At 69.2% G+C, this 21,299-nt stretch carries 21 protein-coding genes; 11 read left to right on the top strand and 10 right to left on the bottom strand.

Annotated features, from left to right (window positions below):
• Nucleotides 1–51 precede the first annotated feature (51 nt).
• Nucleotides 52–867 carry an alpha/beta fold hydrolase gene (locus K343_RS0116935; RefSeq protein WP_028009073.1) on the bottom strand — a complete coding sequence of 272 codons (816 nt, stop codon included), beginning with the start codon at nt 865–867 and terminating at the stop codon, nt 52–54.
• A 73-nt stretch (nt 868–940) separates the two neighbouring features.
• On the bottom strand, nt 941–2,101 hold the full coding sequence (locus K343_RS0116930) for a hypothetical protein (protein ID WP_161628915.1): 1,161 nt from the start codon (nt 2,099–2,101) through the stop codon (nt 941–943).
• Nucleotides 2,102–2,166: 65 nt separating this feature from the next.
• Between K343_RS0116930 and K343_RS24820 the strand changes: the two genes are divergently transcribed.
• The 4 genes from K343_RS24820 to K343_RS0116910 all read left to right on the top strand — a co-directional run bounded on the left by K343_RS24820 (nt 2,167) and on the right by K343_RS0116910 (nt 5,285).
• The gene (locus tag K343_RS24820; protein ID WP_161628914.1) at nt 2,167–2,574 is read left to right on the top strand and encodes a DoxX family membrane protein; all 408 of its coding nucleotides are present in this window, start codon (nt 2,167–2,169) and stop codon (nt 2,572–2,574) included.
• A 78-nt stretch (nt 2,575–2,652) separates the two neighbouring features.
• On the top strand, nt 2,653–3,738 hold the full coding sequence (locus K343_RS23655) for a sensor histidine kinase (RefSeq protein ID WP_161628913.1): 1,086 nt from the start codon (nt 2,653–2,655) through the stop codon (nt 3,736–3,738).
• Nucleotides 3,735–4,490: a LytR/AlgR family response regulator transcription factor gene (locus K343_RS22675; protein WP_051278639.1), complete on the top strand. Its 756-nt coding sequence runs from the start codon at nt 3,735–3,737 to the stop codon at nt 4,488–4,490. Before K343_RS23655 ends, K343_RS22675 begins: the two co-directional genes overlap by 4 nt.
• 108 nt (nt 4,491–4,598) lie before the next feature.
• Nucleotides 4,599–5,285 carry a hypothetical protein gene (locus K343_RS0116910; RefSeq protein WP_028009071.1) on the top strand — a complete coding sequence of 229 codons (687 nt, stop codon included), beginning with the start codon at nt 4,599–4,601 and terminating at the stop codon, nt 5,283–5,285.
• A 55-nt stretch (nt 5,286–5,340) separates the two neighbouring features.
• Here K343_RS0116910 and K343_RS0116905 read toward each other — a convergent pair whose 3' ends face one another.
• Nucleotides 5,341–6,360 (bottom strand): 2Fe-2S iron-sulfur cluster-binding protein, encoded by a 1,020-nt coding sequence (locus tag K343_RS0116905; protein WP_028009070.1) that lies wholly within the window; start codon nt 6,358–6,360, stop codon nt 5,341–5,343.
• Here K343_RS0116905 and K343_RS0116900 point away from each other — a divergent pair.
• Together K343_RS0116900 and mscL are read left to right on the top strand one after the other, a co-directional pair.
• The gene (locus K343_RS0116900; RefSeq protein WP_028009069.1) at nt 6,359–7,267 is read left to right on the top strand and encodes an NAD-dependent epimerase/dehydratase family protein; all 909 of its coding nucleotides are present in this window, start codon (nt 6,359–6,361) and stop codon (nt 7,265–7,267) included. The two genes, K343_RS0116905 and K343_RS0116900, sit on opposite strands and share 2 nt — an antisense overlap.
• Nucleotides 7,267–7,674 carry a large-conductance mechanosensitive channel protein MscL gene (gene mscL / locus K343_RS0116895; protein ID WP_028009068.1) on the top strand — a complete coding sequence of 136 codons (408 nt, stop codon included), beginning with the start codon at nt 7,267–7,269 and terminating at the stop codon, nt 7,672–7,674. Before K343_RS0116900 ends, mscL begins: the two co-directional genes overlap by 1 nt.
• A 20-nt stretch (nt 7,675–7,694) precedes the next feature.
• Here the strand turns inward: mscL and K343_RS0116890 are convergent, their stop codons facing one another.
• Both K343_RS0116890 and K343_RS0116885 read right to left on the bottom strand, forming a co-directional pair.
• Nucleotides 7,695–8,933, bottom strand: a complete 1,239-nt coding sequence (locus tag K343_RS0116890) for an SGNH/GDSL hydrolase family protein (protein WP_028009067.1) — start codon at nt 8,931–8,933, stop codon at nt 7,695–7,697.
• A gap of 137 nt (nt 8,934–9,070) precedes the next feature.
• A complete protein-coding gene (locus K343_RS0116885; protein ID WP_028009066.1) occupies nt 9,071–10,555 on the bottom strand; it encodes a DUF3336 domain-containing protein in 1,485 nt (494 codons plus the stop codon).
• A gap of 65 nt (nt 10,556–10,620) precedes the next feature.
• Here K343_RS0116885 and K343_RS0116880 point away from each other — a divergent pair, with 65 nt between their 5' ends.
• Complete coding sequence (locus tag K343_RS0116880) at nt 10,621–11,112, top strand: DUF456 domain-containing protein (RefSeq protein WP_028009065.1); 492 nt, start codon at nt 10,621–10,623, stop codon at nt 11,110–11,112.
• A 15-nt stretch (nt 11,113–11,127) separates the two neighbouring features.
• Here the strand turns inward: K343_RS0116880 and K343_RS0116875 are convergent, their stop codons facing one another.
• Nucleotides 11,128–12,900, bottom strand: a complete 1,773-nt coding sequence (locus tag K343_RS0116875; protein WP_245585225.1) for a lytic transglycosylase domain-containing protein — start codon at nt 12,898–12,900, stop codon at nt 11,128–11,130.
• A 136-nt stretch (nt 12,901–13,036) separates the two neighbouring features.
• Between K343_RS0116875 and pip the strand changes: the two genes are divergently transcribed.
• Together pip and K343_RS0116865 are read left to right on the top strand one after the other, a co-directional pair.
• The gene (pip, locus tag K343_RS0116870; protein ID WP_028009063.1) at nt 13,037–13,984 is read left to right on the top strand and encodes a prolyl aminopeptidase; all 948 of its coding nucleotides are present in this window, start codon (nt 13,037–13,039) and stop codon (nt 13,982–13,984) included.
• A gap of 4 nt (nt 13,985–13,988) precedes the next feature.
• A complete protein-coding gene (locus K343_RS0116865) occupies nt 13,989–15,416 on the top strand; it encodes an FAD/NAD(P)-binding protein (RefSeq protein WP_169716655.1) in 1,428 nt (475 codons plus the stop codon).
• A gap of 54 nt (nt 15,417–15,470) precedes the next feature.
• Here the strand turns inward: K343_RS0116865 and K343_RS0116860 are convergent, their stop codons facing one another.
• The 4 genes from K343_RS0116860 to K343_RS0116845 form a co-directional block, all read right to left on the bottom strand.
• Complete coding sequence (locus K343_RS0116860) at nt 15,471–16,997, bottom strand: DHA2 family efflux MFS transporter permease subunit (RefSeq protein WP_028009061.1); 1,527 nt, start codon at nt 16,995–16,997, stop codon at nt 15,471–15,473.
• Nucleotides 16,998–17,007: 10 nt separating this feature from the next.
• Complete coding sequence (locus K343_RS22670) at nt 17,008–18,105, bottom strand: HlyD family secretion protein (protein ID WP_051278637.1); 1,098 nt, start codon at nt 18,103–18,105, stop codon at nt 17,008–17,010.
• Nucleotides 18,106–18,109: 4 nt separating this feature from the next.
• On the bottom strand, nt 18,110–18,565 hold the full coding sequence (locus tag K343_RS0116850; RefSeq protein ID WP_043113037.1) for a MarR family winged helix-turn-helix transcriptional regulator: 456 nt from the start codon (nt 18,563–18,565) through the stop codon (nt 18,110–18,112).
• Between the two features lie 116 nt (nt 18,566–18,681).
• Entirely contained in the window at nt 18,682–19,149 is a 468-nt protein-coding gene (locus K343_RS0116845) for an Lrp/AsnC family transcriptional regulator (RefSeq protein ID WP_028009059.1), read from the bottom strand.
• Nucleotides 19,150–19,293: 144 nt separating this feature from the next.
• Between K343_RS0116845 and phhA the strand changes: the two genes are divergently transcribed.
• Both phhA and hppD read left to right on the top strand, forming a co-directional pair.
• Nucleotides 19,294–20,151: a phenylalanine 4-monooxygenase gene (gene phhA, locus K343_RS0116840; protein WP_028009058.1), complete on the top strand. Its 858-nt coding sequence runs from the start codon at nt 19,294–19,296 to the stop codon at nt 20,149–20,151.
• A 38-nt stretch (nt 20,152–20,189) separates the two neighbouring features.
• On the top strand, nt 20,190–21,290 hold the full coding sequence (hppD, locus tag K343_RS0116835) for a 4-hydroxyphenylpyruvate dioxygenase (protein ID WP_028009057.1): 1,101 nt from the start codon (nt 20,190–20,192) through the stop codon (nt 21,288–21,290).
• Nucleotides 21,291–21,299 lie beyond the last annotated feature (9 nt).

The following is a 21,299-nucleotide window of genomic DNA, read 5'->3' as shown; positions in this document are numbered from 1 at the left end:
TCACGTCCGGCGCCGACGGGTAGCCAGGCGCAGCTGTCGGAGACGCCGCGCTCATTCGCTCGGCGCGGCCGCTGATTCCGCCAGCGCTTCGCGTATCGCCGAAATCACCGCGTCGGGCTTTTCCAGCGGAATGCCGTGCCCGCTGTCCACCCATATCTGCCTGGCGCCCGGATAAAGCCGCTGGATGTCTTCGCGCTTCGCGTTCGCATCGGCGGCTTGCCGCGATGTCTGTTTCAGCGGCTCGGCCGCGCTCAGAACGAATACCGGCCTGCCGGCGAAGGTGGGCAGGTCAAGAACCTGCTGCCCGGTTTGCGGCAGCAAGGCGAGCTCCTGCTCGGCTGCCCCCGACAGCGACACGTCCAGCACGGCACGGACCAGGAACGACTGCCGGTTCAGGGCGCCGTCGCCGTCGAGCTGCCGGGGGTGCGTGGAGTCGACGAGAACGAGTGCGGCGACCTCGTCCGGATAGCGGCGAGCATAAAGCTGCATGTAGAGACCGCCGAGCGAGTGTCCGACCAGAACGTACGGAGGCTTCAGCCCTTCGCTGCGCAGCAACGCTCGAAGCTCGTCGACGATATGGACGCCGTCACGCGGCGACGAAACCGGATCGCTTTTGCCGTAGCCGGGGCGGTTGTAGGCGAAGGTCGTGGTGTCTTTCGAGATCTCGGGGATGACTTTCTTCCACCATTCCATTCTGCCGCCAAGCCCGTTTTCGAAGACGACTGCGATGGTGGGGTGACGGGTCAGCGCGAACTCGACACGGCGATCGCCGACTTTCCCGGTCGTCGCTTCCGGCAGCGACGCGCAACCGGACAGCAGCGCCACCAGAAAGACAGCGACATGGGCGACGGGAAATCTGTTTCTCATGGTTGCAGGCGGTTGCTGACGAAAGGCCGGCGCGGGAGTGTTCCCCGGTCGCCGAGCGCCTGATCGCGGGTGCTCAAGGGGCTTGCCGGCAGTCGGCGAGCTTCATGCTGCCCGGATATATCGCGGTGACGGTGCCCATGAGCTTGATCCAGTTTCCGTCATTCAAGGTCGCGAACAGCTTGGCCTGGTCTGCGGCGAGCACGCATGTGACGGCGAAATTGAGATCGTTGTAGGACGACTCCTGGCGAATGCCGAGCAAGCCTCTCGTTTTCGTCACCAGATAAGCGAGCTGCATCTCGCCGGTGATGCGATCTTGCGACACCGTATAGATCTGACCGTCGATGCGATAATTTCTGCCGATGTACTTGGCGCGTATCGGCGCGAAAGCATCTTCGTAGTCCTTGCTGGTCGCCGACGGGCCGGTGCCGATGAGAAACTTGCTGAAACGGCCGATGCTGGCGACCGGTGCCAGCGTTTTTTTCACGTCGCCGCCCACGTCAGCCGAAAGTTTCTCGGCTTTGACGTCGATGAACTGGTCGGTGTGGGTTTTTGCGCGGGCTGCGGATGCAATCGCTTCGCCCTCCGGTCCGGTTTTTAGCTTGCCCAGCATGGAGCAGAATTCCGTCCTCACGGCTTCTTCTTTGACCGTTTGCCCGGCGGCTAGTTTCATGGCCAGCGACACTTGGCCGACGTCACTGGCGGTCGCGCGCACGACGACGGCGGGATGGTTGCTGGTTTGCAGGAAGGACAACTCCCCCGCGTTGCCCCTGATCAGCTCGCCGCCGACCTCATAGCCGCCGTCGAGGGCCAGCTGCTGGAGCTGGCCCAGCGCGCTTGCGGCACGCAGTCCAGGCAGCCGGACTTGCCCGGTGAAGAGCAGGCCGTTGCGCGCGTCGCCGATCGCCTGAAAACTCTCCTCGCAGGTGCCGGCTTCCGCGCAGATCGATGCCGTCAGCAAGCAGAGCGCGCCGATCACTTTCCTCATTTTCTGGCTCCTTGAACTTTTCGCCGTTTCAGAATCGGCCCATTCACCCGTGCCTTTCCGCTGGCGCCATGAGCGGCGCTGCGAGGCGCGCGTCGGCGCAGTGGCGAAATTCCATGCGGGTTGTTCGGGCGGATCAGTCTGCTTTTGTTGTGCAGTTCGCCGCGGCCGCGCCGGGACGAACCGCACGCGGAGATGGGCGAACGTCCTGCGGCGCAGGGTGCCGGCATGCGCAAACGTGCTGTTGGTCACGTTCGGCTTGCCGGGCGTGGCGTCTCCGCGTATTTGCTCGGTGCAGACCCTGTCCGGACCCGACGATGCCGTTACCCGTACCGACGCTGTCGCACGCCCTGTTGATGTTGCGCGGCACCGTTGCGCTGATGTTCCTCGCGCACGCCGTGGTGCGCGTCGTCAGCGGCAGCATTGCCCAGTTCGGGGCCTTCATGGAGGCGCACGGTTTCGCGCAAGGTCTGGTCTGGGTGCTGCTGATCACGGTCTATGAAATCGGCGGCGGCTTGCTGCTCGCGCTCGGCCTCGGCGTCACCTGGGTTTGTGCCGGGCTGGCGTTCATTGTCCTGATGGGCATCGTCATCATTCACGTGCACCTCGGCTGGTTCGTCGGCGAGCACGGCGTCGGCGGCATGGAGTACAGCGTGCTGCTGCTGGCCAGCTTGCTGGTCGTCGCCGCCGCCGATCGTGCCGAGCGGCCTGCGGCGCCGGCATGAGCGGTCCTGCGGTGGCCGAGAGTTGGCGTCCGGCCGCCGCTGCGGGATAGTGCGGCCTGCGCTCCAAGACCGATGCCGATGTCCAAACGCCTGCTCTTCGTGCTGGGGATCGTCCTGCTCTGGTGGACGGCGTATGCGCTGATGTTCGCGAGTCAGGTCGTCGGCATGGGCGAGGAGCAGGGCGCGCCGGTGTCGTGGCGCGAGGCGCTGCGCTACAGCTTCGGTGGCTGGATGACCTGGGTGCCGCTGAGCCTGGGGCTGTATCTGGCGGTGCGCCGCTTCCCGCTCGAACGCGGCCGTTTTTTTGCGTCGGCCGCGGCGCTGGCGCTGGCGGCGCTGCTGGTGGTCGTGCTGCGCGCCGTACATGTCTACTGCACGAACCCGATCTTCGGCTGGTATGCGCAGCTGCCCGATTTCGGCAGCGTGCTCGCGGCCAGTCTCAGCAAGAATTTCATGATGGCCTGGACCGTCATCGGCGCGGCGCACGCGCTGCTTTTTTACGAGCAGGCGCGCGAGCGGGAACAGCGCGTCGCAGATCTCGAGCGCGGCCTGACCACGGCGCGCCTCGAAGCCCTGCGTGCGCAATTGCATCCGCACTTTCTGTTCAACGCGCTGAACTCGGTCGCCGAGATGGTGCACGAGGATGTCGAGCTCGCCGATCGCATGCTGGTCTCGCTGTCGGCGCTGCTGCGCGATGCGCTGTCGCTCGAACGGGAGCAGGAGCGTCCGCTGCGCCGCGAGCTCGAACTGCTGCGCCACTACCTGACGATCGAGAAGATCCGCCTCGGCGAGCGTCTGCGCATCGACTGGTCGGTGCCCGAGGAATGCCTCGACGTGCCGGTGCCGGCGCTGATCCTGCAACCGCTGGTCGAGAACGCGATCGTTCATGCGCTCGCGCGCCGCCGCGAGCCGGGCGTGCTGTCCTTGTCGGCGGCGCGATGCGACGGTCTGCTGCAGCTGCGTGTCGAGAACAGCCTGGCGCCGGGCGAACCGCCGGCGCCGGGCTTCGGCGTCGGTTTGCGCAGCGTCGAATCGCGGCTGCAATTGCTATACGGCGGCCGCGCCCGCTTCGAGCGGCGGAAAATCGGGCACGAGCGCCATGTCGTGGCGATCGGCATTCCGCTGCCGGTGGCGGCGCCGGGCGTGGCGGGCCTGGCGGCATGAGCGCGCCGCTGCAGGTGGCGATCGTCGACGACGAGCCGCTGGCGCGCGCGCGCCTGCGCCGCCTGCTGCAGAAGATCGACGGCGAGCGGATTCGCATCGCGCTGGAATGCGTCGATGCCGAGGAATTGCTGCACGAGGCCGGCCGCGTGCCGCTCGACGCATTGTTCCTCGATATCGAGATGCCGGGCGGCGGCGGTTTCGGCGCGCTGCAGCGCTGGCCCGGGACGCCGCCGGTGGTGGTCTTCGTGACCGCCTACTCGGAACATGCCGTGCGCGCCTTCGACGCGCGCGCGCTCGACTACCTCGTCAAGCCGGTCGCCGAGGACCGTCTGCGCGACACCGTTGCGCGCCTGCGGGCGCTGGACGGACGCTCACCGCCGGCGGCGGATGCGCCGCACGCGCGCATCGCCTTGCCGCTCGGCCCCAGCACGCATCTGGTCGCGCTTGACGACATCGATCTGATCGTCGCGCGCGGTAACTATCTCGACATTCACGCGATCGACCGGACCTACGTCGTGCGGCGCACGCTGCGCGAATTTCTCGCCGGCCTCGATCCGGCGCGCTTTGTGCAGCTGCACCGTTCGGCGGTGGTGCGCGTCGGCGCGATCCGAGCGATCCGGCCGCAGGGCTCCGGGCGCTTTCGCCTGGAGCTGCGTGGCGAGCGGCGGGTCCATACCGGGCGCAATTTCCGCGCGCGCGTGCAGGCGCTGCTGGTCACGCCGGTCGCCGGTTCCGCCGGCGAGACCGACTGAGCGATGTGTGGCCATTCGCACACTTGCGCGACAACTGAGGACTGCCGCGCAACAAGGCCGGTGATGGCTACCTAGACTGCGCGCCGTCATACACAGGGAGCGTGGCTCATGTTCAAGGAAATCCTGCGCGGCGGTCTGCTGCTCGGTCTGGCCGCCACCGTCGCCTGTGGCAAGAAATCGCAGGATGCCGTGCCGGACGCCAGCGCGGCGGCGCCGAGCGCCGAGTCCGCCGCTGCCGCCGGCACGGAGGCCGCCGATCCGGCCATGCGCGAGGCGCTGCAGAAAAAGCGTGCCATCGAGCGGGCGCTGGCCGAGCAGGCGATCCTCGACGAGGCCAAGGGCCAGTGGGCCGTGGCGGCAAGCGCGAGCTCGACCTATTCCGCCGAGAAGGATGCGACATCGACCGACGGCTATGCGCCGATGCAGGCGACCGGCAAGCCCGACGTCGAACACTACGGCGACGATGCGCGCGCGTGGGCGGCGGCGCGCGCCGACGGCGGCATCGAGTGGCTGGAGGCCTCGTTCGCGACGCCGGTCAGCGCGCGCGAACTGCGCGTACGCCAGAACTCGGCGCCGGGCGCGATCATCAAGGTCGAATTGATCGACGAGGCCGGCGGCCGGCACACGGTCTGGGAAGGCACCGACGACACCGTCTACGAGAGCGGCGAGATCCAGTGGTTCGTGCGCAGCTTCGCGCCGACCGCATACAAGACCAGGGGCGCGCGACTGACGCTGGCGACCAGTGCGGTCGAAGGCTGGAACGAGATCGACGCGGTGCAGCTGATCGGAGAGTGAACGAGGCGCCGGCCGCGGCCGCGCGCCTTTTTCGCGATGCGGATGCCGGCCGCGCTCAGCCGAGCTGCGGCCAGGTCTCGAAGGCGTAATCGAAGGAGTCGTAGTAGAGGTGGTCGGCATCGAGGCCGGCGCGCACGAAAGCCTCCTTGCCGGCGCGCACCATGACCGGCGGTCCGGACAGGTAGGCTTCATAGCCGCTCAGCACCGGATATGCGGCGAGCACGGCTTCGTGCACCAGGCCGCGCGCGCCGGTCCATGCGGCGTCGGCATCCGACAGCACCGGCGTGTAGCGGAATTGCGGGTGCGCCGCCGCCCAGCCGCGCAGGCGCGCGTCGAGATAAAGATCGCGCTCGCCGCGCACGCCCCAGAACAGGTGCACGCTGCGCGGCCGGCCGCCCGACAGCAGTTCGCCGAGCATGGCGTGGATCGGCGCGATGCCGGTGCCGCCGGCGACCATGACGATCGGGCGTGACGAATCCTCGCGCAGATAGAACGCGCCAAGCGGACCTTCGAGACGCAGGATCGCGCGCTCCGGCATTTCGTTGGCGGCCCAGTTCGCGAAGCGGCCGTTCGGTGTCACGCGCACGTGCAGCTCCAGCGTCTCGCCGTTCGGTCGATTGGCGACCGAGAAGCTGCGCCGGCGGCCATCATCGAGCAGCAGGTCGATGTACTGGCCGGGCAGATACTGGAAGCCGTCGCCCTTCGGCAGCTTCAGCGTCAGGCCGAGCACGTCGTGCGCGAGCCATTCCTTCTTCACGGCGCGCACCGGCAGCTGGCGCGGCCGCAGGCTGTCGATCTGCGGCGGCTGGTGCAGCGCGATCGTCAGGTCCGAGGTGGCGCGCGTCAGGCACATCAGGATGTAGCCGGCGTCGCGCTCGGCCTGCGACAGCGCCGGCGGCGGAAACGGATAGTCGATCGTGCCGGACACCAGCCGCACGCGGCAGGAGCCGCAGCCGCCCGACTGGCAGCCGAACGGCAGCGCGAAGCCATGGCGCAGACCCGCCGTCAGCAGGGGCTCGCCTTCGGCGACGTCGAAATGCTGCGGCCGGTCGGCCAGGTAAACTCTGTGACTCATGGATACCCTGCAAGCGAAGCTGCCGCCGTCGGCGCTGATTGCCGGATGCGGCGACGTCGGTCTGCGCGTCGCCCGGCGGCTGCGCGCGCTGGGCCGCGAGGTTACGGCAATCGTCCGCGACCGGCAAAAGGCGGCGCCGCTCGCCGCGCTCGGCGTGCGGCCGCGCATCGAGGATCTCGACGCGCCGGGCGACGTCGGCGATGTGCCGCTGCTGTTCTGGTTCGCGCCGCCGCCCGACGGCGGCGAGCGGGACGCGCGCCTGCGTGGCTGGCTCGCCGCGCAGCGCGGTCGCATCGACCGCATCGTCTACATCTCGACCTCGGCGGTCTACGGCGATTGCGGCGGCCGCTGGATCGACGAGGACGAGCCGCTGGCGCCGCGCAGCGCGCGCGGCCTGCGCCGCGCCGACGCCGAACGCGCGCTGCTCGATGCGCAGGCGCAGGGCGGCGCCGCGGCCGTGATCCTGCGTGTGCCGGGCATCTACGGTCCCGGGCGTCTGCCGGTCGAGCGCCTGCGCCGCGGCCTGCCGGTGCTGCGCGCAGCGGAATCTCCGTACAGCAATCGCATTCACGCCGACGATCTCGCCGAAGCGGCGCTGCACGCCGCCGCGTTCGGTCGTGCCGGCCGCGCGTACCACGTCGCCGACGGGACGCCGACGACGATGGCCGACTACTTCATCCGCTGCGCGCGTCTGCTCGGTTTGCCGGAACCGCCGCAGCTCGGCCTCGAGGACGCGCGCCGGGCGCTGACTCCCGCGATGTGGTCGTTTATGGAAGAATCGAAGCGGCTGCGGACGGAGCGCCTGCGCGAGGAGCTGCATTTTTCGCCGCGCTACCCCGATCTCGAGCACGGCTTGCCGGCCTGCCTGGCAGCCGAAGATACGATACGCACGAAAGGAGTGGCGTGATGGGCATGATCCAGGAGTTCAGGGATTTCGCGATGCGCGGCAACGTCGTCGACCTCGCGGTCGGCGTCGTGATCGGTGCCGCGTTCGGCAAGATCGTCTCCTCGCTGGTCGCCGACGTCATCACGCCGGCGATCGGCGTGCTGGTCGGCGGGGTCGACTTCTCCGATCTGGCGATCACGCTCAAGCCGGCCGCCGGCGAGCAGGCCGCGGTGCTGCTCAGCTACGGCAAGTTCCTGCAGACCATCTTCGACTTCATCATCATCGCCTTCGCGATCTTCCTGTTCGTCAAGCTGATGAACAAGCTGCACCAGAAGAAGGCTGCCGAGCCCGCGCCGCCGGCGCCGCCGCCGGCGCAGGAAGTGCTGCTGACCGAGATCCGCGATCTGCTCAAGCAGCAGCGCGGCTGACGCGCCGCGGCGGCAAGGGTTCAGCCGCCGCCGAACAGCCGGCCGGCATCGAGCGCGTCGGCCATCGCCCGATAGCCGGCGTCGCCCGGATGCAGATGATCGCCGGAGTCGTAGCGCGGCAGCATCCGTTGCGGACGCTGCGGGTCGCGCAGCAGCGCATCGAAGTCGACGACTGCGTCGAACTCGCCGCCGTCGCGTATCCAGCGATTGACGTCCCGGCGCAGCGCATCGCGCTCGGCGCGGTAATAGCCGGCGAACGGCGTGCCGGCGAGCGCGCCTTCGAACGGCGTCAGAGTCGCGCCGACGATGCGAACGCCGCGCAAATGCGCGCGGGCGATCAGCTGGCGGTAGGCATCGATGATCGCGTCGGCCGTGACCGGCGCGTCCGTCGGCGCGAACACATGGCCGGGCCAGGCGATGTCGTTGATGCCCATCAGCACGATGACCGTGCGCAGATGCGGCTGGCTCAGCACGTCGCGATCGAAGCGTGCGAGCGCGCTGGCGCCCATGCGGTCGCGCAGCAGCCGCGCGCCCGAGATGCCGGCGTTGAGCACGGCGACCTGGTCGCCGGCGAGCCTTGCCGCGAGGAAATCCGGCCAGCGGTGCTGGGCATCCGGCGTCGAGCCGTTGCCGTCGGTGATCGAATCGCCGAACGCGACGACGGTGCGCGCGGTGGCCGGCGCTTCGACGATGATGTCGCGCACGAACAGGCGCGACTGCAGCTGCGCATCGGTGCTCAGCAGCGCTGCGCCGGTCTGGTCGCCGTTGCCGACAAAGGCGGTCTGCCGTGCGTCCCAGTGGAAAGTCGACACGGGTGTCGGCTGCGGCAGGTAGAGGCTGACGCTGACGGTCGCGAGCGCGCCGACGTCGAGATCGACCGCGTCGCTGAGCAGCGGCGCGCCCGGCGGGATGAGCGCCGTCGGCTGGCCGCCGAAGGTCAGCACGCGATCGCTGCCGGCGACGATCGCCGCACCGGGGCCGGCGAGCGCCAGATGCGCGGCGCCGATCAGCAGCGGCTGCGTGCCGTACTCGTTCGACAGCAGCACGCGGACGCGATGACCGCCGATGCTGATGCGGGCCTTCTGGCGGATCGTCTGTTGCCATAGCCGTTCGGGTACGCCGAGCGGCAGCGGAAAATCACCGGTCCAGGGGGCCTGCGGGCTGGCGGTCCAGGTCACCAGCCAGGCCGTGTCGCCGGCGAGGGCGCGCAAGGGCAGCAGCAGACAGGCGAGCAGCACGACGAGCAGCTGGCGCGGCACGGGGTTTCTCCACGGCGGATGGCGGGCGGCAGCATGCCGTTGCCATCACGCGGCGGACAGCCGCTGCGGCGGCAAAACCTTCGTGCCGCGGATGCAACAATCGCCGTGCGGCGATCGGCGGCTTCGGTCGGCGGCGCTCAGCCGGCTGCGCGCAGCGGCTTGCGCGGCCGCGGCTTGACCCGCGCGTGCTCGCGTTCCTTGAGCAGACGGATGCAGTCCTCGAAGGTGCGCGAGATCCGCGTCTGCAGGCGGATGCGCTCCAGCTTCGGCCAGGTCGCGCGCTCGCCCTCGACGATGTAATGCTGGATGTCGTCGTGGCTGGGGTTGCTGAACAGGCGCAGGATGCGGCGGTGCGACGGCACCGGGAAGATGTTGACGTCGCCCGAGTAGCGCTGCTGCACGATGTTGTCGATCTGGCCGAGCAGGCGGCCGCCGCCGTACGGGTCCAGATGCTTTCGTGCCAGGCGCAGGGCACCGCTGCCGCCCTGCTTGATCAGATCCGCCGCCAGCGGCGCGAGGCCGCGGCGCTCGAGTTCGGCCTTCGCCAGCAGCGGCACGATGTGCGGGTTGGTCTGACTGGCGATGTAGTGATTGACGTTGTGCAGGCGCGCGAGGCGCAGCATCGGCAGGTCCGAGGACAGCGTGCCGTCGATCCAGCGCTTGCTCGGCAGGTACGGCACGATGCGCCGCTCGTAGTCGCGCGCCTCCAGCTGCACCGGCGGGAAGATGCCCGGCACGGCGCAGGATGCGAGCACCGCCTTGCGCATCAGCACGTGCGGCGCCGTCAGGTAATTCAGCAGGCGGCCCTGCTGGTGCGCCTCGGCCGGCGACACGGTGATGCTGACGATGCGGCGCGTGCGCTCGAAGGCGTCGACGAAGCTGTCGTCGCCGATGTTGGCGGCGAGGCAGCGTTCGAGCTGGGCGCCGTCCATCACGAAACCCTTGCGCATCATTTCGCGCCAGCCGAGTGCCTGGAAGGCCTCAAGGTTGAGGCCGCCCGGCGCCAACATCGCGCTGATCTCGTCGTCGCTGCGCACCGCGACCGCGCTGGCGATGATCGAGCCGGCCGAGGCGCCGGACAGCACGCGTGGCAGCAGGCGCTCGCCGTGCAGGGCCTTGATGACGCCGAGGTGGAACATGCCGAGCGTGCCGCCGCCGGACAGCATCAGCGCCGAGCGGCCGAACGTCGTCGCCGTGCGCTTGAAGAACTGGATCTTGTCCTCGAAGCCGAAGTCGGGGAAGTCGCCGGCGCAGAGGAAATCGAGGCAGCGCGCGACCTCGGCGATGTACTCCTCGATCAGGCGCTTGGTGCCGAGGCGGGCGACGCCGTACAGCGCCGGATTGGAGATATTGCCGAGATTGCCATGCAGGCCTTCGTACAGGTCGAAGGCCAGCTGGCGCGCGTCGCCGCGCTTGCGCAGCGCGCGCATCTGCCGCAGGCGTTCCTGGATCAGCAGGTAGTCGTAGTCGTCGCTGGTGTCGTCCTGCTTCCAGGCGTCGCCGCCTTCGAGGTGGTCCAGCTCGGTGGCGATTTCCCGCCAGCTGCGATAGTCCGGTGCGGCAGCCAGATCGCGCAGACGATCGCGAACAACGCGGCGGGCGAGGCGGGGCGGGTTCTTCATTTGGCTTGAGTGTAGGACCAAAGCCGCGCACAGTGCAGCGCCGTTCAACTGGGAAAATCGCACCGATGGAAAGCTTGTGGCCGATCCTCGGCTGGACCCTCGCGCTCGTGCTCATCGTCGCTGGCCTGATCGGCACGCTGCTGCCGATCCTGCCCGGCGCGCCGCTGGTGTTCTTCGGCCTGTGGCTGATCGCGCTGATCGACGGCTATCGCCATGTCGGCTGGCCGACGCTGACGCTGCTCGGGCTGATCGTCGTGCTGACGGTGGTGATCGACTTCGTCGCCTCGGCGCTCGGCGCCCGCAAGGTCGGCGCCAGCCGGCAGGCGGTGAGCGGCGCGCTGCTCGGCAGCATCATCGGCCTGTTCTTCGGATTGCCCGGCCTGCTGCTCGGGCCTTTCGTCGGCGCCGTGATCGGCGAGCTGGTCGCGCAGAGCCGCGTCGAGCATGCGGCGCGCGTCGGCATCGCGACCTGGCTCGGCCTGCTCGCCGGCAGCATCGCCAAGCTCGCGCTGTGCCTGACGATGCTGCTGGTGTTCGGTTTTGCCTGGTGGCTGTGAGCGCGCGGCCGCGCTTCAGCTGTCGAGCGGCACGCGCAGCTTCTGACCGACGCGGATCGTCGAGCCCTTCAGATTGTTGGCGGCACGCAGGTCGGCGACGCTGACGTTGTAGCGGTCGGCGATGCCGCTGAGCGTCTGTCCGGAGCGGACCTGATGCGTGCGGTACGACGGCTTGCTGCGGCTGCGGGCCTTGGTGCGCGCGCTGGCGTTGTCGCTCTGTTCCTTGCGTGCTTCGCTCAGCTTCTGCTGCAGCGTCTGCTGCGGCGTCGAATCGCCGACGGCGACGGTGATCGGTCCGGGCCGCGATTCGGTCTTCGGCGGAATCTTCAGCACCTCGCCGACGCGCAGCTTGTGCGCCGACTTCAGATCGTTGACCTTGAGGATCGCGCTCTGCGCGATGCCGTAGCGGCGCGCGATCTTGCCGAGGCTGTCGCCGCTGGCGACGCGATGCAGCAGGAACATCGCCCGCTGGTTGTCGAAGCGCTCGTGGTTGCCGAGCTTGGCGTAGCCGACTTCGAAGGTGCGCGCGCTGCCGTACGGGACGCGGATCAGATGACCGGGCGGCACGTAGAGCTTGCCTTCGATCACTTCCGGCCGGTACGCCGGGTTAAGGCGCTGGAAGGTCTCGTCGCTGGCGCCGCAGAGCCGCCGCAGCGTTTCGTACGGGACGTAGTGCTGGGTTTCGACGATCTCGAACTCCAGCGGATTGGCGTTGCGCGCCTGGCCGGCGCGCTCGCGGTAGGCGCGCTCGACGTCGACCGCGGCGAGGAACTCCGCATAGTAGTTGCGCGACGCGAAGCCGAAGCGCGGGCCGTCGTAGCGCTCGATCAGGTCGATCAGCGTGCGGCCGTTGACCGCGTCGAGCGCGCGCGCGATGCCGTTGCGGCCGTGGTTGTACGCGGTGATCGCCAGCGGCCAGTCCTGCAGGCGGGCGTAGTCGTCGCGCAGATGGCGCGCGGCGCCGTCGGTCGAGGTCCATGGATCGCGGCGGTCATCGACGACGTCGTTGAGGCGCATGTAGATGCGCGCCGACGACGGGATGAACTGCCAGATGCCGGCGGCGCCGGACTTCGAGTAGGCGTCGAGATTGAAGCTCGATTCGACCAGCGGCAGCCGCGTCAGCTGGGCCGGCAGGTTGTAGCCGCGGAAGGTCTGCTCCATCGACGGCAGGTAACGGTTCGAGACCTCGAGCGCGTTCTCGGTGCGTTCCTTGAGGCCGCGCTGGACGCGCGCCGTGCCGATCTGCTGCTTGAACTTGTCGGCGCCCGGCACGTCGGCGAACAGGTCGTAGAGGCGCCGCTCCTCGATCGTCATCGTCTCGGGCGCGTACTGCTTGGCCTGCACCTGCTTGAGCAGTTCGTCGACGCGGTCCTTGGCGGCCTGCTCTTCGGCGCGCCGGCGCTTGTCGAGCACGAAGCGGTCGGTGACGGTCGCGGCGTCGCGGTAGTCGAGCACCGTGAAGACCTTGTTCGGATAGACCGACGAGTGCACGACGCTCTGCAGATCGGAGTACTGGCTGAAGACCTTGGTCCAGAACTGCACCGCCGGCTTGAGCGCGTCATAGCGGGGGAAGTCCCGGCCGATCGCCGGCGTACCGAGCCCGGGCGTCGCGAAGCCGGGCACCGAGCTTGGCAAGGCGGCAGCAGCGCTCGAGGCGGGCGCCGCGGCCTCGCTGTGCAAGGGGGCGGCCGTCTCCGGGGGGGCTTTGACATCGTCCTGCGCGGCGGCGACCGCGACGCCGGCTGCGAGCATGCCGAACGCGAACCAAGCGGTCCTGAATCTGTACACCTGCACTCCGAGAAACTGGTCGTCTGAATGCGACGTGGCCCTGGGTGCGATGTTACTGCCGGCGCCTACAGGCAGCAATCGACGGAGACGTTAAGCTACGCATATCCCCACGCAACGCAATGCAAGAAGCGACGCCATGCCGCAGCCGTATCCGCCGATCGAGCCCTACCAGACCCACCGCCTGCGCGTCTCGGAGCTGCACGAGATCTACTTCGAGGAAAGCGGCAACCGCGCCGGCACGCCGGTCATCTTCGTGCACGGCGGGCCGGGCGGCGGTTCGGAGCCCTGGCACCGGCAGTTCTTCAATCCGCAGAAGTACCGCATCGTGCTGTTCGATCAGCGCGGCTGCGGCCGCTCGACGCCGCACGCCGAGCTGCGCGAGAACACGACCTGGGATCTGGTCGCCGACATGGAGCGCATCCGCCAGCAGCTCGGCATTGACCGCTGGGTCGTGTTCGGCGGCTCCTGGGGCTCGACGCTGGGGCTCGCCTATGCCCAGACACATCCGCAGGCGGTGCGCGCGCTGGTGCTGCGCGGCATCTTCCTGCTGCGGCGCGCCGAGATCGACTGGTTCTACCAGCAGGGCGCGAGCTGGATCTATCCCGACGCCTGGGAAGCCTACGAGTCGGCGATTCCGCCGGCGGAGCGCGGCGATTACCTGTCCGCGTTCCATCGCCGCCTGACCAGCGACGATCCGGCGGTGCGCACGGCCGCGGCGCGGGCCTGGAGCGTCTGGGAGGGTTCGACAAGCAAGCTGTTCCAGAACACCGACATGGTGACGCGCTTCGGCGAAAGCCGCTTCGCCGAGGCGTTCGCGCGCATCGAGTGTCACTACTTCACCAACCGCGGCTTCTTCGAGCGCGACGACCAGCTGCTCGCCAACATCGACCGCATCCGCCATATCCCGGGCGTGATCGTGCAGGGGCGCTACGACGTCGTCTGTCCGATGCGCTCGGCCTGGGACCTGCATCGGGCCTGGCCGGAAGCGGCGTTCGAGGTCGTCGGCGACGCCGGCCATGCCGCCAGCGAGCCGGGCACCCTGTCGAAGCTGGTCGAGTGGACCGACCGCTTCGCTTCCGTCTGAGGGCATCTTCATGACCACGATCGTCATCATCGGCGCCGGTTTCTGCGGCACCACGCTGGCCGTGCAGCTGCTGCGCCGGCCGCCGGTCACGCCGCTCGACGTGGTGCTGGTCAATCGTTCCGGCCTGCTCGCGCGCGGCGTCGCCTACGGCACGCGCACCGCGAGCCACGTCCTCAACGTGCCGGCCGGCCGCATGGGCGCGCTGCCCGGCGAGGAGGACGGCTTCCTGCGCTTCGCGCAGCGGCACGATCCGAAGGTCGGCGCCGGCAGCTTCGTCGCGCGCCGCACCTACGGCGATTACCTCGAAAGCCTGCTGGCCGACGCCGCAGTGCACGCGCCGAGCGGCTGTCGCTTCCGCGCCGTGGTCGGCGACGTCAATCGCATCCAGCCGCTGGCCGCCGGCGGCGCCCGCGTGATGCTGAACAACGGCGACGCGCTGCTGGCCGACAAGGTCGTGCTGAGCATGGGCAACTACGCGCCGGCCGATCCGCCGCTCGCCGACGAGCAGCGCGCGTTCTATTCGAGCCCGCGCTACGTGCGCAATCCCTGGAACCCGGACGCGCTGTGGGTCGTCAAGCCGGACCAGCCGGTGCTGCTGGTCGGCACCGGCCTGACCATGCTCGACGTCGTGCTCGACCTGCGCGATCGCGGCCATACGGCGCCGATCTACGCGCTGTCGCGCCGCGGCCTGATGCCGCAGGCGCACCGCGATCTGGAAACGCCGCCGGTCTACGACGAGCAGCTGCCGCGGCGCATGTTCGCGCGGCCGACGGCGCGCAACTATCTGCGCGCCGTGCGCACGGCGGTCGCCGTGCACGCGCGCGCCGGCGGCGACTGGCGCGACGTGATCGGCGCGCTGCGCGCGCTGACGCCGCAGCTCTGGCAGGCGCTGCCGCTCGCCGAGCGCCAGCGCTTCCTGCGCCACGTGCGGCCGTACTGGGAAATCCACCGGCATCGCTGCGCGCCGGAGCTGGGCCGGCGCCTGCAGGCCGAAGTCGACAGCGGCGGCCTGACGCTGATCGCCGGCCGGCTCGGCGCTTACGACGAGCGGCCGGAGGCGGTGCGCGTGCGTTTCCGCCGCCGCGGCCGTGCCGCGAGCGAAGCGCTGAGCGTCGGCACCGTCATCAACTGCACCGGTCCGGACGGCGACACGCGCCGCCTGCGCGATCCGCTGATCACCGGTCTGCGTGACGACGGCCTGGTGCGCGCCGACCGCCTCGGCCTCGGCTTCGAGGTCGACGCGCACTACGCGCTGCGCGACCACGACGGCGTCGCCGCGTCGTGGCTGCACTACGTCGGTCCGTTCCTGAAGTACCGCGACTGGGAAGCGACGGCGGTGCCCGAGCTGCGCCAGCACGTCGCCGCGCTCGCCGAGGTGCTGCACCGCGAGCTCGCGCAGCAGGCGCCGCCGATCAGCGGCTTCGCGTCCTGATCGCGTTCGCGGCGCGCGGCGCGGTGGCGCCGCGCGCCGCGCGCTCTGCCGGCGTCAGTCCAGCGCCGCCGGTTCGCTCGACGTCGTCAGCTCCAGCGGCCGGCGGAACAGGAACAGCAGCGGCGCGGCGATCAGCACGCCCCACATCATCACTTTGAAGTCGGCGATCGTGCCGAGCATGCCGGCCTGACGCTGCAGCTCGGCGGCGACGTCGACGAGCCCGAGCGACGACTCGATCCCGCCGCTGGCGTTGACGTACTGCGCCAGCGCCGGATTGAACGGCGTGACGTGCTCGGCGAGATAGGCGTGGTTGGTCGTCGTCATCCGCGTCTGGTACGCGAACGCCGCGGCGATGCCGATGCTGCTGCCGACGTTGCGCACCAGGCTGAACAGCGCGGCGCCGTCGGCGCGGTCCTGCGCGATCAGCGTCGCGAAGGTGATCGTCGACAGCGGCACGAACACCAGGCCGATGCCGAGTCCCTGCAGCACGCAGGCGCCGACCAGCCCGGAGATCGGCACGTCGAGCGTGTAGCCGGCCATCCAGTACAGCGAGTAGGCGGTCAGCAGCATGCCGACGAACATCAGCCAGCGTGAATCGACGTAGCGGATCAGGCGGCCGACGGCGAACATCGCCAGCATCGTGCCGGCGCCGCGCGGCGCGACCGCGAGGCCGGTGGTGATGACCGGAAAGCCGCGCAGGTTCTGCAGGAACGGCGGCAGCAGCGCCGAGGTCGCGAACAGCACCACGCCCATCACCGCGACCATGACCAGGCCGGAGACGAAGTTGCGATCGGCGAACAGGCGCAGCGGCATGAACGGATGCGGCGTCGTCACCGTGTGCACGAGGAACAGGTACAGCGCCAGCAGCGTCAGGCCGGCGTAGATCAGGATCTCGGTCGACTCGAACCAGTCCTTGGTCTCGCCGCGGTCGAGCATCAGCTGCAGCGCGGCGATCGTCAGCGACAGCAGCGCGAAGCCGAACAGGTCGAGCCTCGGCTGCGGCGCTTCCTGGTCGTTCGGCAGTCCGGCCGACAGGCCGAGGAAGGCGAGGACGCCGAACGGCACGTTGATGTAGAACACCCAGCGCCAGTTGTAGACCTCGGTCAGCCAGCCGCCGAGCGTCGGGCCGAGGATCGGGCCGAGCATCACGCCCATGCCCCACAGCGCCATCGCCGAGCCGTGCTGCTCCTTGGGATAGCTGTTGAGCAGCACGACCTGCGACAGTGGCACCAGCGCCGCGCCGCACAGGCCCTGCAGCAGGCGGAACAGCACCATCTGCGGCAGCGTCGCGGCGACGCCGCACAGCATCGAGGTGATCGTGAAGCCGGTGATCGCGACCAGGAACAGGCGCTTGAGGCCGAAGCGCGCGGCGAGGTAGCCGGTCGGCGCGGTGGCGATCGCCGCCGCGACCATGTACGAGGTCAGCACCCAGGAGATCTGGTCGGACGCCGCGCCGAGCGAACCCTGCATGTGCGGCAGCGCGACGTTGGCGATCGTCGAATCGAGCGCCTGCATCAGCGTCGCCGCCATCACCGAGACGGTCAGCAGGCTGCGCTGCGCGGCCGACATCGTCGTGCTCATGACCGGCCGCTCACTGTCCCGCCTGCGCGTCCTCGAGGCCGAGCCACGACAGCATGCGATGCACGCCGCCGGCGCGCGCGCTGCCGGTATCGATGCTGATCTCGGTGCTCATGCCGGCGCGCAGCGGCGGCTCGCCGTCCTGATGCTCGATGCGGATGCGCACCGGCACGCGCTGCACGACCTTGACCCAGTTGCCGCTGGCGTTCTGTGGCGGCAGCAGCGAGAACTCGGCGCCGGTCGCCTGGCCGATGCTGTCGACGGTGCCGTGCCAGCGCGTCTGCGAATAGGCGTCGACGTCGATCTCCACCTTCTGGCCCGCGCGCACGCGTTCGAGCTGCGATTCCTTGAGGTTGGCCTCGACCCACGGTCCCTGCGCGTCGACCACGCTCAGCACCGGCAGGCCCGGCAGCACGTAGCCGCCGACTTCGGGAACCTTGCTGGCGATGCCGTCGATCGGCGCGCGCACTTCGGTGCGTGCCAGATCGAGGCGCGCCTTGTCGAGCGCCGCGAGCGCGGCCTTGTACGCGGGATGATCCTCGACGGCGATGTCCGGATTGCCGTCGAGCTGCGCGCGCACTTCGCCGACTTCGTGCTCGGACTCGTTGATGCTGCTCTGCGCGACCTGCAGCGCGTGCGTGGCCGCGTCGAGCGTCGAGGTCGAGCTGGCGCCGAGCGCCTGCAGTTCCTTGGCGCGCTGGTGGTCGACTTCGCGGAAGCGCAGATCGGCCTGCGCCGAGCGCAGCGCCGCCTGCTTCTGCGCGTAGGTCGCCTTCAGCGCGCCGATCTGCAGCCGCGTCTGCGTCAGCGCCGCCTCGGCCTGCTGCACGGCGACGGCGTACGGCGCCGGGTCGATGCGGAACAGCGGCGCGCCGTGCTTGACCGGCTCGTTCTCGTGCACGTAGATCGTGTCGACCTTGCCGCTGACGTCGGCGCTGACGTTGACGAGGTTGGCCTTCACGTAGGCGTTGTCGGTCGACACGTAACGGCCGCCGAACACATAGACGTAGACGGCGACGGCCGCGGCCGCGGCGATGCCGGCGCTGAACAGCAGGCGCCGCATGCGCTCGCGACGCGGCGCGTCGGGGGGGGTTTCGGGATCGGTGTTCATGCGTTCATCCACGGTGGCAGGCCGCATCGGGGCCGGCGAGGTTGCTCTTGACCTGATTCAGCAGCGCGTGCAGCTGCTCGCGCTCGTCGACGCTGAGACCGCGGAACGCGTGCTCGCGCGCGTCGGCGGCGATCTTCCAGACTTCCGACAGGATCGGGTCGGCCTTGTCGGTGACGTAGAGGCGGAACGCGCGGCGGTCGTCCTCGTGCACTTCGCGGCGCACCCAGCCGGCACGCTGCAGGCGGTCGATCAGCTGCGTGACCGTGACCGGATGGATTTCCATCTTGGCGGCGAGGCCGATCTGCGTCAGGCCCGGCTGCTTGGCGAGGCAGGCCAGCGCCGCAGTCTGCGACTGCGTCAGCTTCAGATGCTTGGCGCGGCGGCGGAAATCCTCGCGATACAGGCGGCCGACTTCGAGCAACAGGCCGCTGGTCGTGTTCCACGGGGGCGGAGTCTTCATCGATAAAGAACCTGCAGGACAAAAAACGGATCGACGACGGTCCCCCGACCCCCGCGTCCGGATTTGATAAGTCTACTTACTATTAGCAGGCATAGTAAAGCCGGCGCCGCTCGGCTTCACGGCAGGCGCACGCCCTCATCCTTCTTGATCGCGTCGAGCACCAGGCTGGAGCGCACGTCCTTGACGCCGGGCAGGGCGATCAGCACCTGCATCGAGAACTCGGCGAAGGCCTGCAGGTCGGCGACGGCGACGTGCAGCAGGTAATCGAGTTCGCCGGTCATCACGTAGCAGGCGCGCACTTCCGGCCGCTGCCGCACGGCGTCCTGGAATGCCAGCGTGGTGTCCTTGGACTGGCGCTCGATGTTGACGCGTACGAAGGCCTGTACCTGCTGGCCGAGCGCGACCGGGTCGAGCACCGCGGCGTAGCGGGCGATGACGCCGCTGTCCTCGAGCTTGCGCACGCGGCGCTGGCAGGCGGTGGCCGACAGCGACACGCGCTCGGCCAGCTCGACGATCGGCAGGCGCCCGTCCTTCTGCAGCTCGCGCAGGATGCGCAGGTCGGTGCGGTCGAGGTCGTTTCGCATGAATTCACCATGATTCTTTCGATTCGTGGAGATTATGTGCTTGTCGGGCGCTTCAATGCGCATCGATCGCCGCCATTCCCGCCGGAACGACGCGTAAAGTGGGCGGCAGCGGCGAGGGCGAAAACGCCCGCCGGAGGAGAACCCATGTACGGCGCCCACACCGACAACGAGCTGCGCGGCGATTACACGAAGGCGAAGGCCGACTTCACGGTCGAGCAGCGCGATCACGTCTACGGCGAGGCCGACCACGCGCTCTGGCGGCGGCTGTACGCGCGCCAGGCGCAGCTGCTGCAGACCTATGCCTGCCGCGAGTTCCGCGACGGGCTCGCGCGCATGGCGGCCGCCGACGGCGTGCCCGATCTGGATGCCGTCAACGCGCGCCTGGTGCCGGCCAGCGGCTGGCGGCTGGTCGCGGTGCCGGGCTTCATTCCGGACGAACAGTTCTTCCGTCACCTGGCGGCGCGCCGCTTTCCGGTCACCGTCTGGCTGCGCCGGCCGGAGGAGTTCGACTACCTCGTCGAGCCGGACATCTTCCATGACTTCTTCGGCCACGTGCCGATGCTGTTCGATCGTCGCTTCGGCGATTACGTGCAGCGTTACGGCGAGCAGGCCTTGCGCCTGCTGCCGCACGGCGCGCTGCCGCTGCTGGCGCGCCTGTACTGGTACACGGTTGAGTTCGGCCTGATCGACGGCGACGAGGGCCTGCGCGTCTACGGCGCCGGCATCCTGTCGTCGGGCGGCGAGACGCCGTACGCGGTCGACAGCGACGAGCCGCGGCGCCTGCGCTTCGAGCTGTCGCGCTGCCTGCGCACGGCGTATCGCATCGACAGCTACCAGAAGACCTACTTCGTGATCCGCTCGCTCGCCGCGCTGGCCGACGTCATGACGCGCGATCTGTCGGCGCTCGTCGAGACGCTGCAGGCGCAGCCGGCGCTGAGCCCGGATCGCCTCTACGACGGCGACGAGCCGGTGCCGCCGCGCGGCCGGCGCCTCGCCGCCTGAGTGCCTTTTCCCGCCTTGTCCCTGAACGAGCGACTGCCATGAACGACGCCACGCCCGCCACCGCCAATCCGCTCGCGACCGACGGTTTCGAGTTCGTCGAGTTCACCGCGCCGAGCGTCGACGGCATCCGCCAGCTGCATGCCCTGTTCGAGATGATGGGCTTCACCGCGGTCGCCCGGCATCGCCGCAAGGACGTGACACTGTTCCGGCAGGGCGACATCAACTTTCTCGTCAACGGCACGCCGTACACGCACTTCGAGCAGTTCGCGCGCACGCACGGGCCTTCGGCCTGCGCGATGGGCTGGCGCGTGCGCGACGCCGCGGCCGCGCAGGACTACGCGCTGGCGCACGGCGCGGTCGCCTTCGACACGCGGCCGGGGCCGATGGAGCTGAACCTGCCGGCGGTCTACGGCATCGGCAACAGCGTGCTCTACCTGGTCGACCGCTACGAGGCCGGCGGCGGCGCGCGCGGCGACGGCGAGCATACGATCTACGACGTCGACTTCCTTTTCTTCGACGGCGTCGAGCGCTGGCCGCAAGGCGTCGGCCTCACCGGCATCGACCATCTGACGCACAACGTCTCGCGCGGCAACATGAACACCTGGGCCGGCTTCTACGAGCGCATCGCCAACTTCCGCGAGATTCGCTACTTCGACATCGAGGGCAAGCAGACCGGCCTGGTGTCGCGGGCGATGACCTCGCCCTGCGGCAAGATCCGCATCCCGATCAACGAGTCGTCCGACGACAAGTCGCAGATCGAGGAGTTCATCCGCGAATACCGCGGCGAGGGCATCCAGCACATCGCGCTGGCGACCGACGACATCTACGCCACGGTCGCCGCGCTGCGCGCGCGCGGCGTGCAGTTCATGGACACGCCGGATACCTACTACGCGCGCGTCGACGCGCGCGTGCCGGGGCACGGCGAGCCGCTGGCGCGCCTGCGCGAGCTCAGCATCCTCATCGACGGCGCGCCGGTCGACGGCATCCTGCTGCAGATCTTCACGAGCACGGTGATCGGCCCGATCTTCTTCGAGATCATCCAGCGCAAGGGCAACGAGGGCTTCGGCGAAGGCAATTTCAAGGCGCTGTTCGAGAGCATCGAGGAAGACCAGATCCGCCGCGGTGTGCTCGCAGCGTAAACAATCTTT

The sequence above is a fragment of the Solimonas flava DSM 18980 genome, assembly GCF_000426685.1.
Lineage (GTDB): Bacteria > Pseudomonadota > Gammaproteobacteria > Nevskiales > Nevskiaceae > Solimonas > Solimonas flava.
Note: the sequence above shows the minus strand (reverse complement) of the source record. Positions and strands in the feature narration are given on the sequence as shown.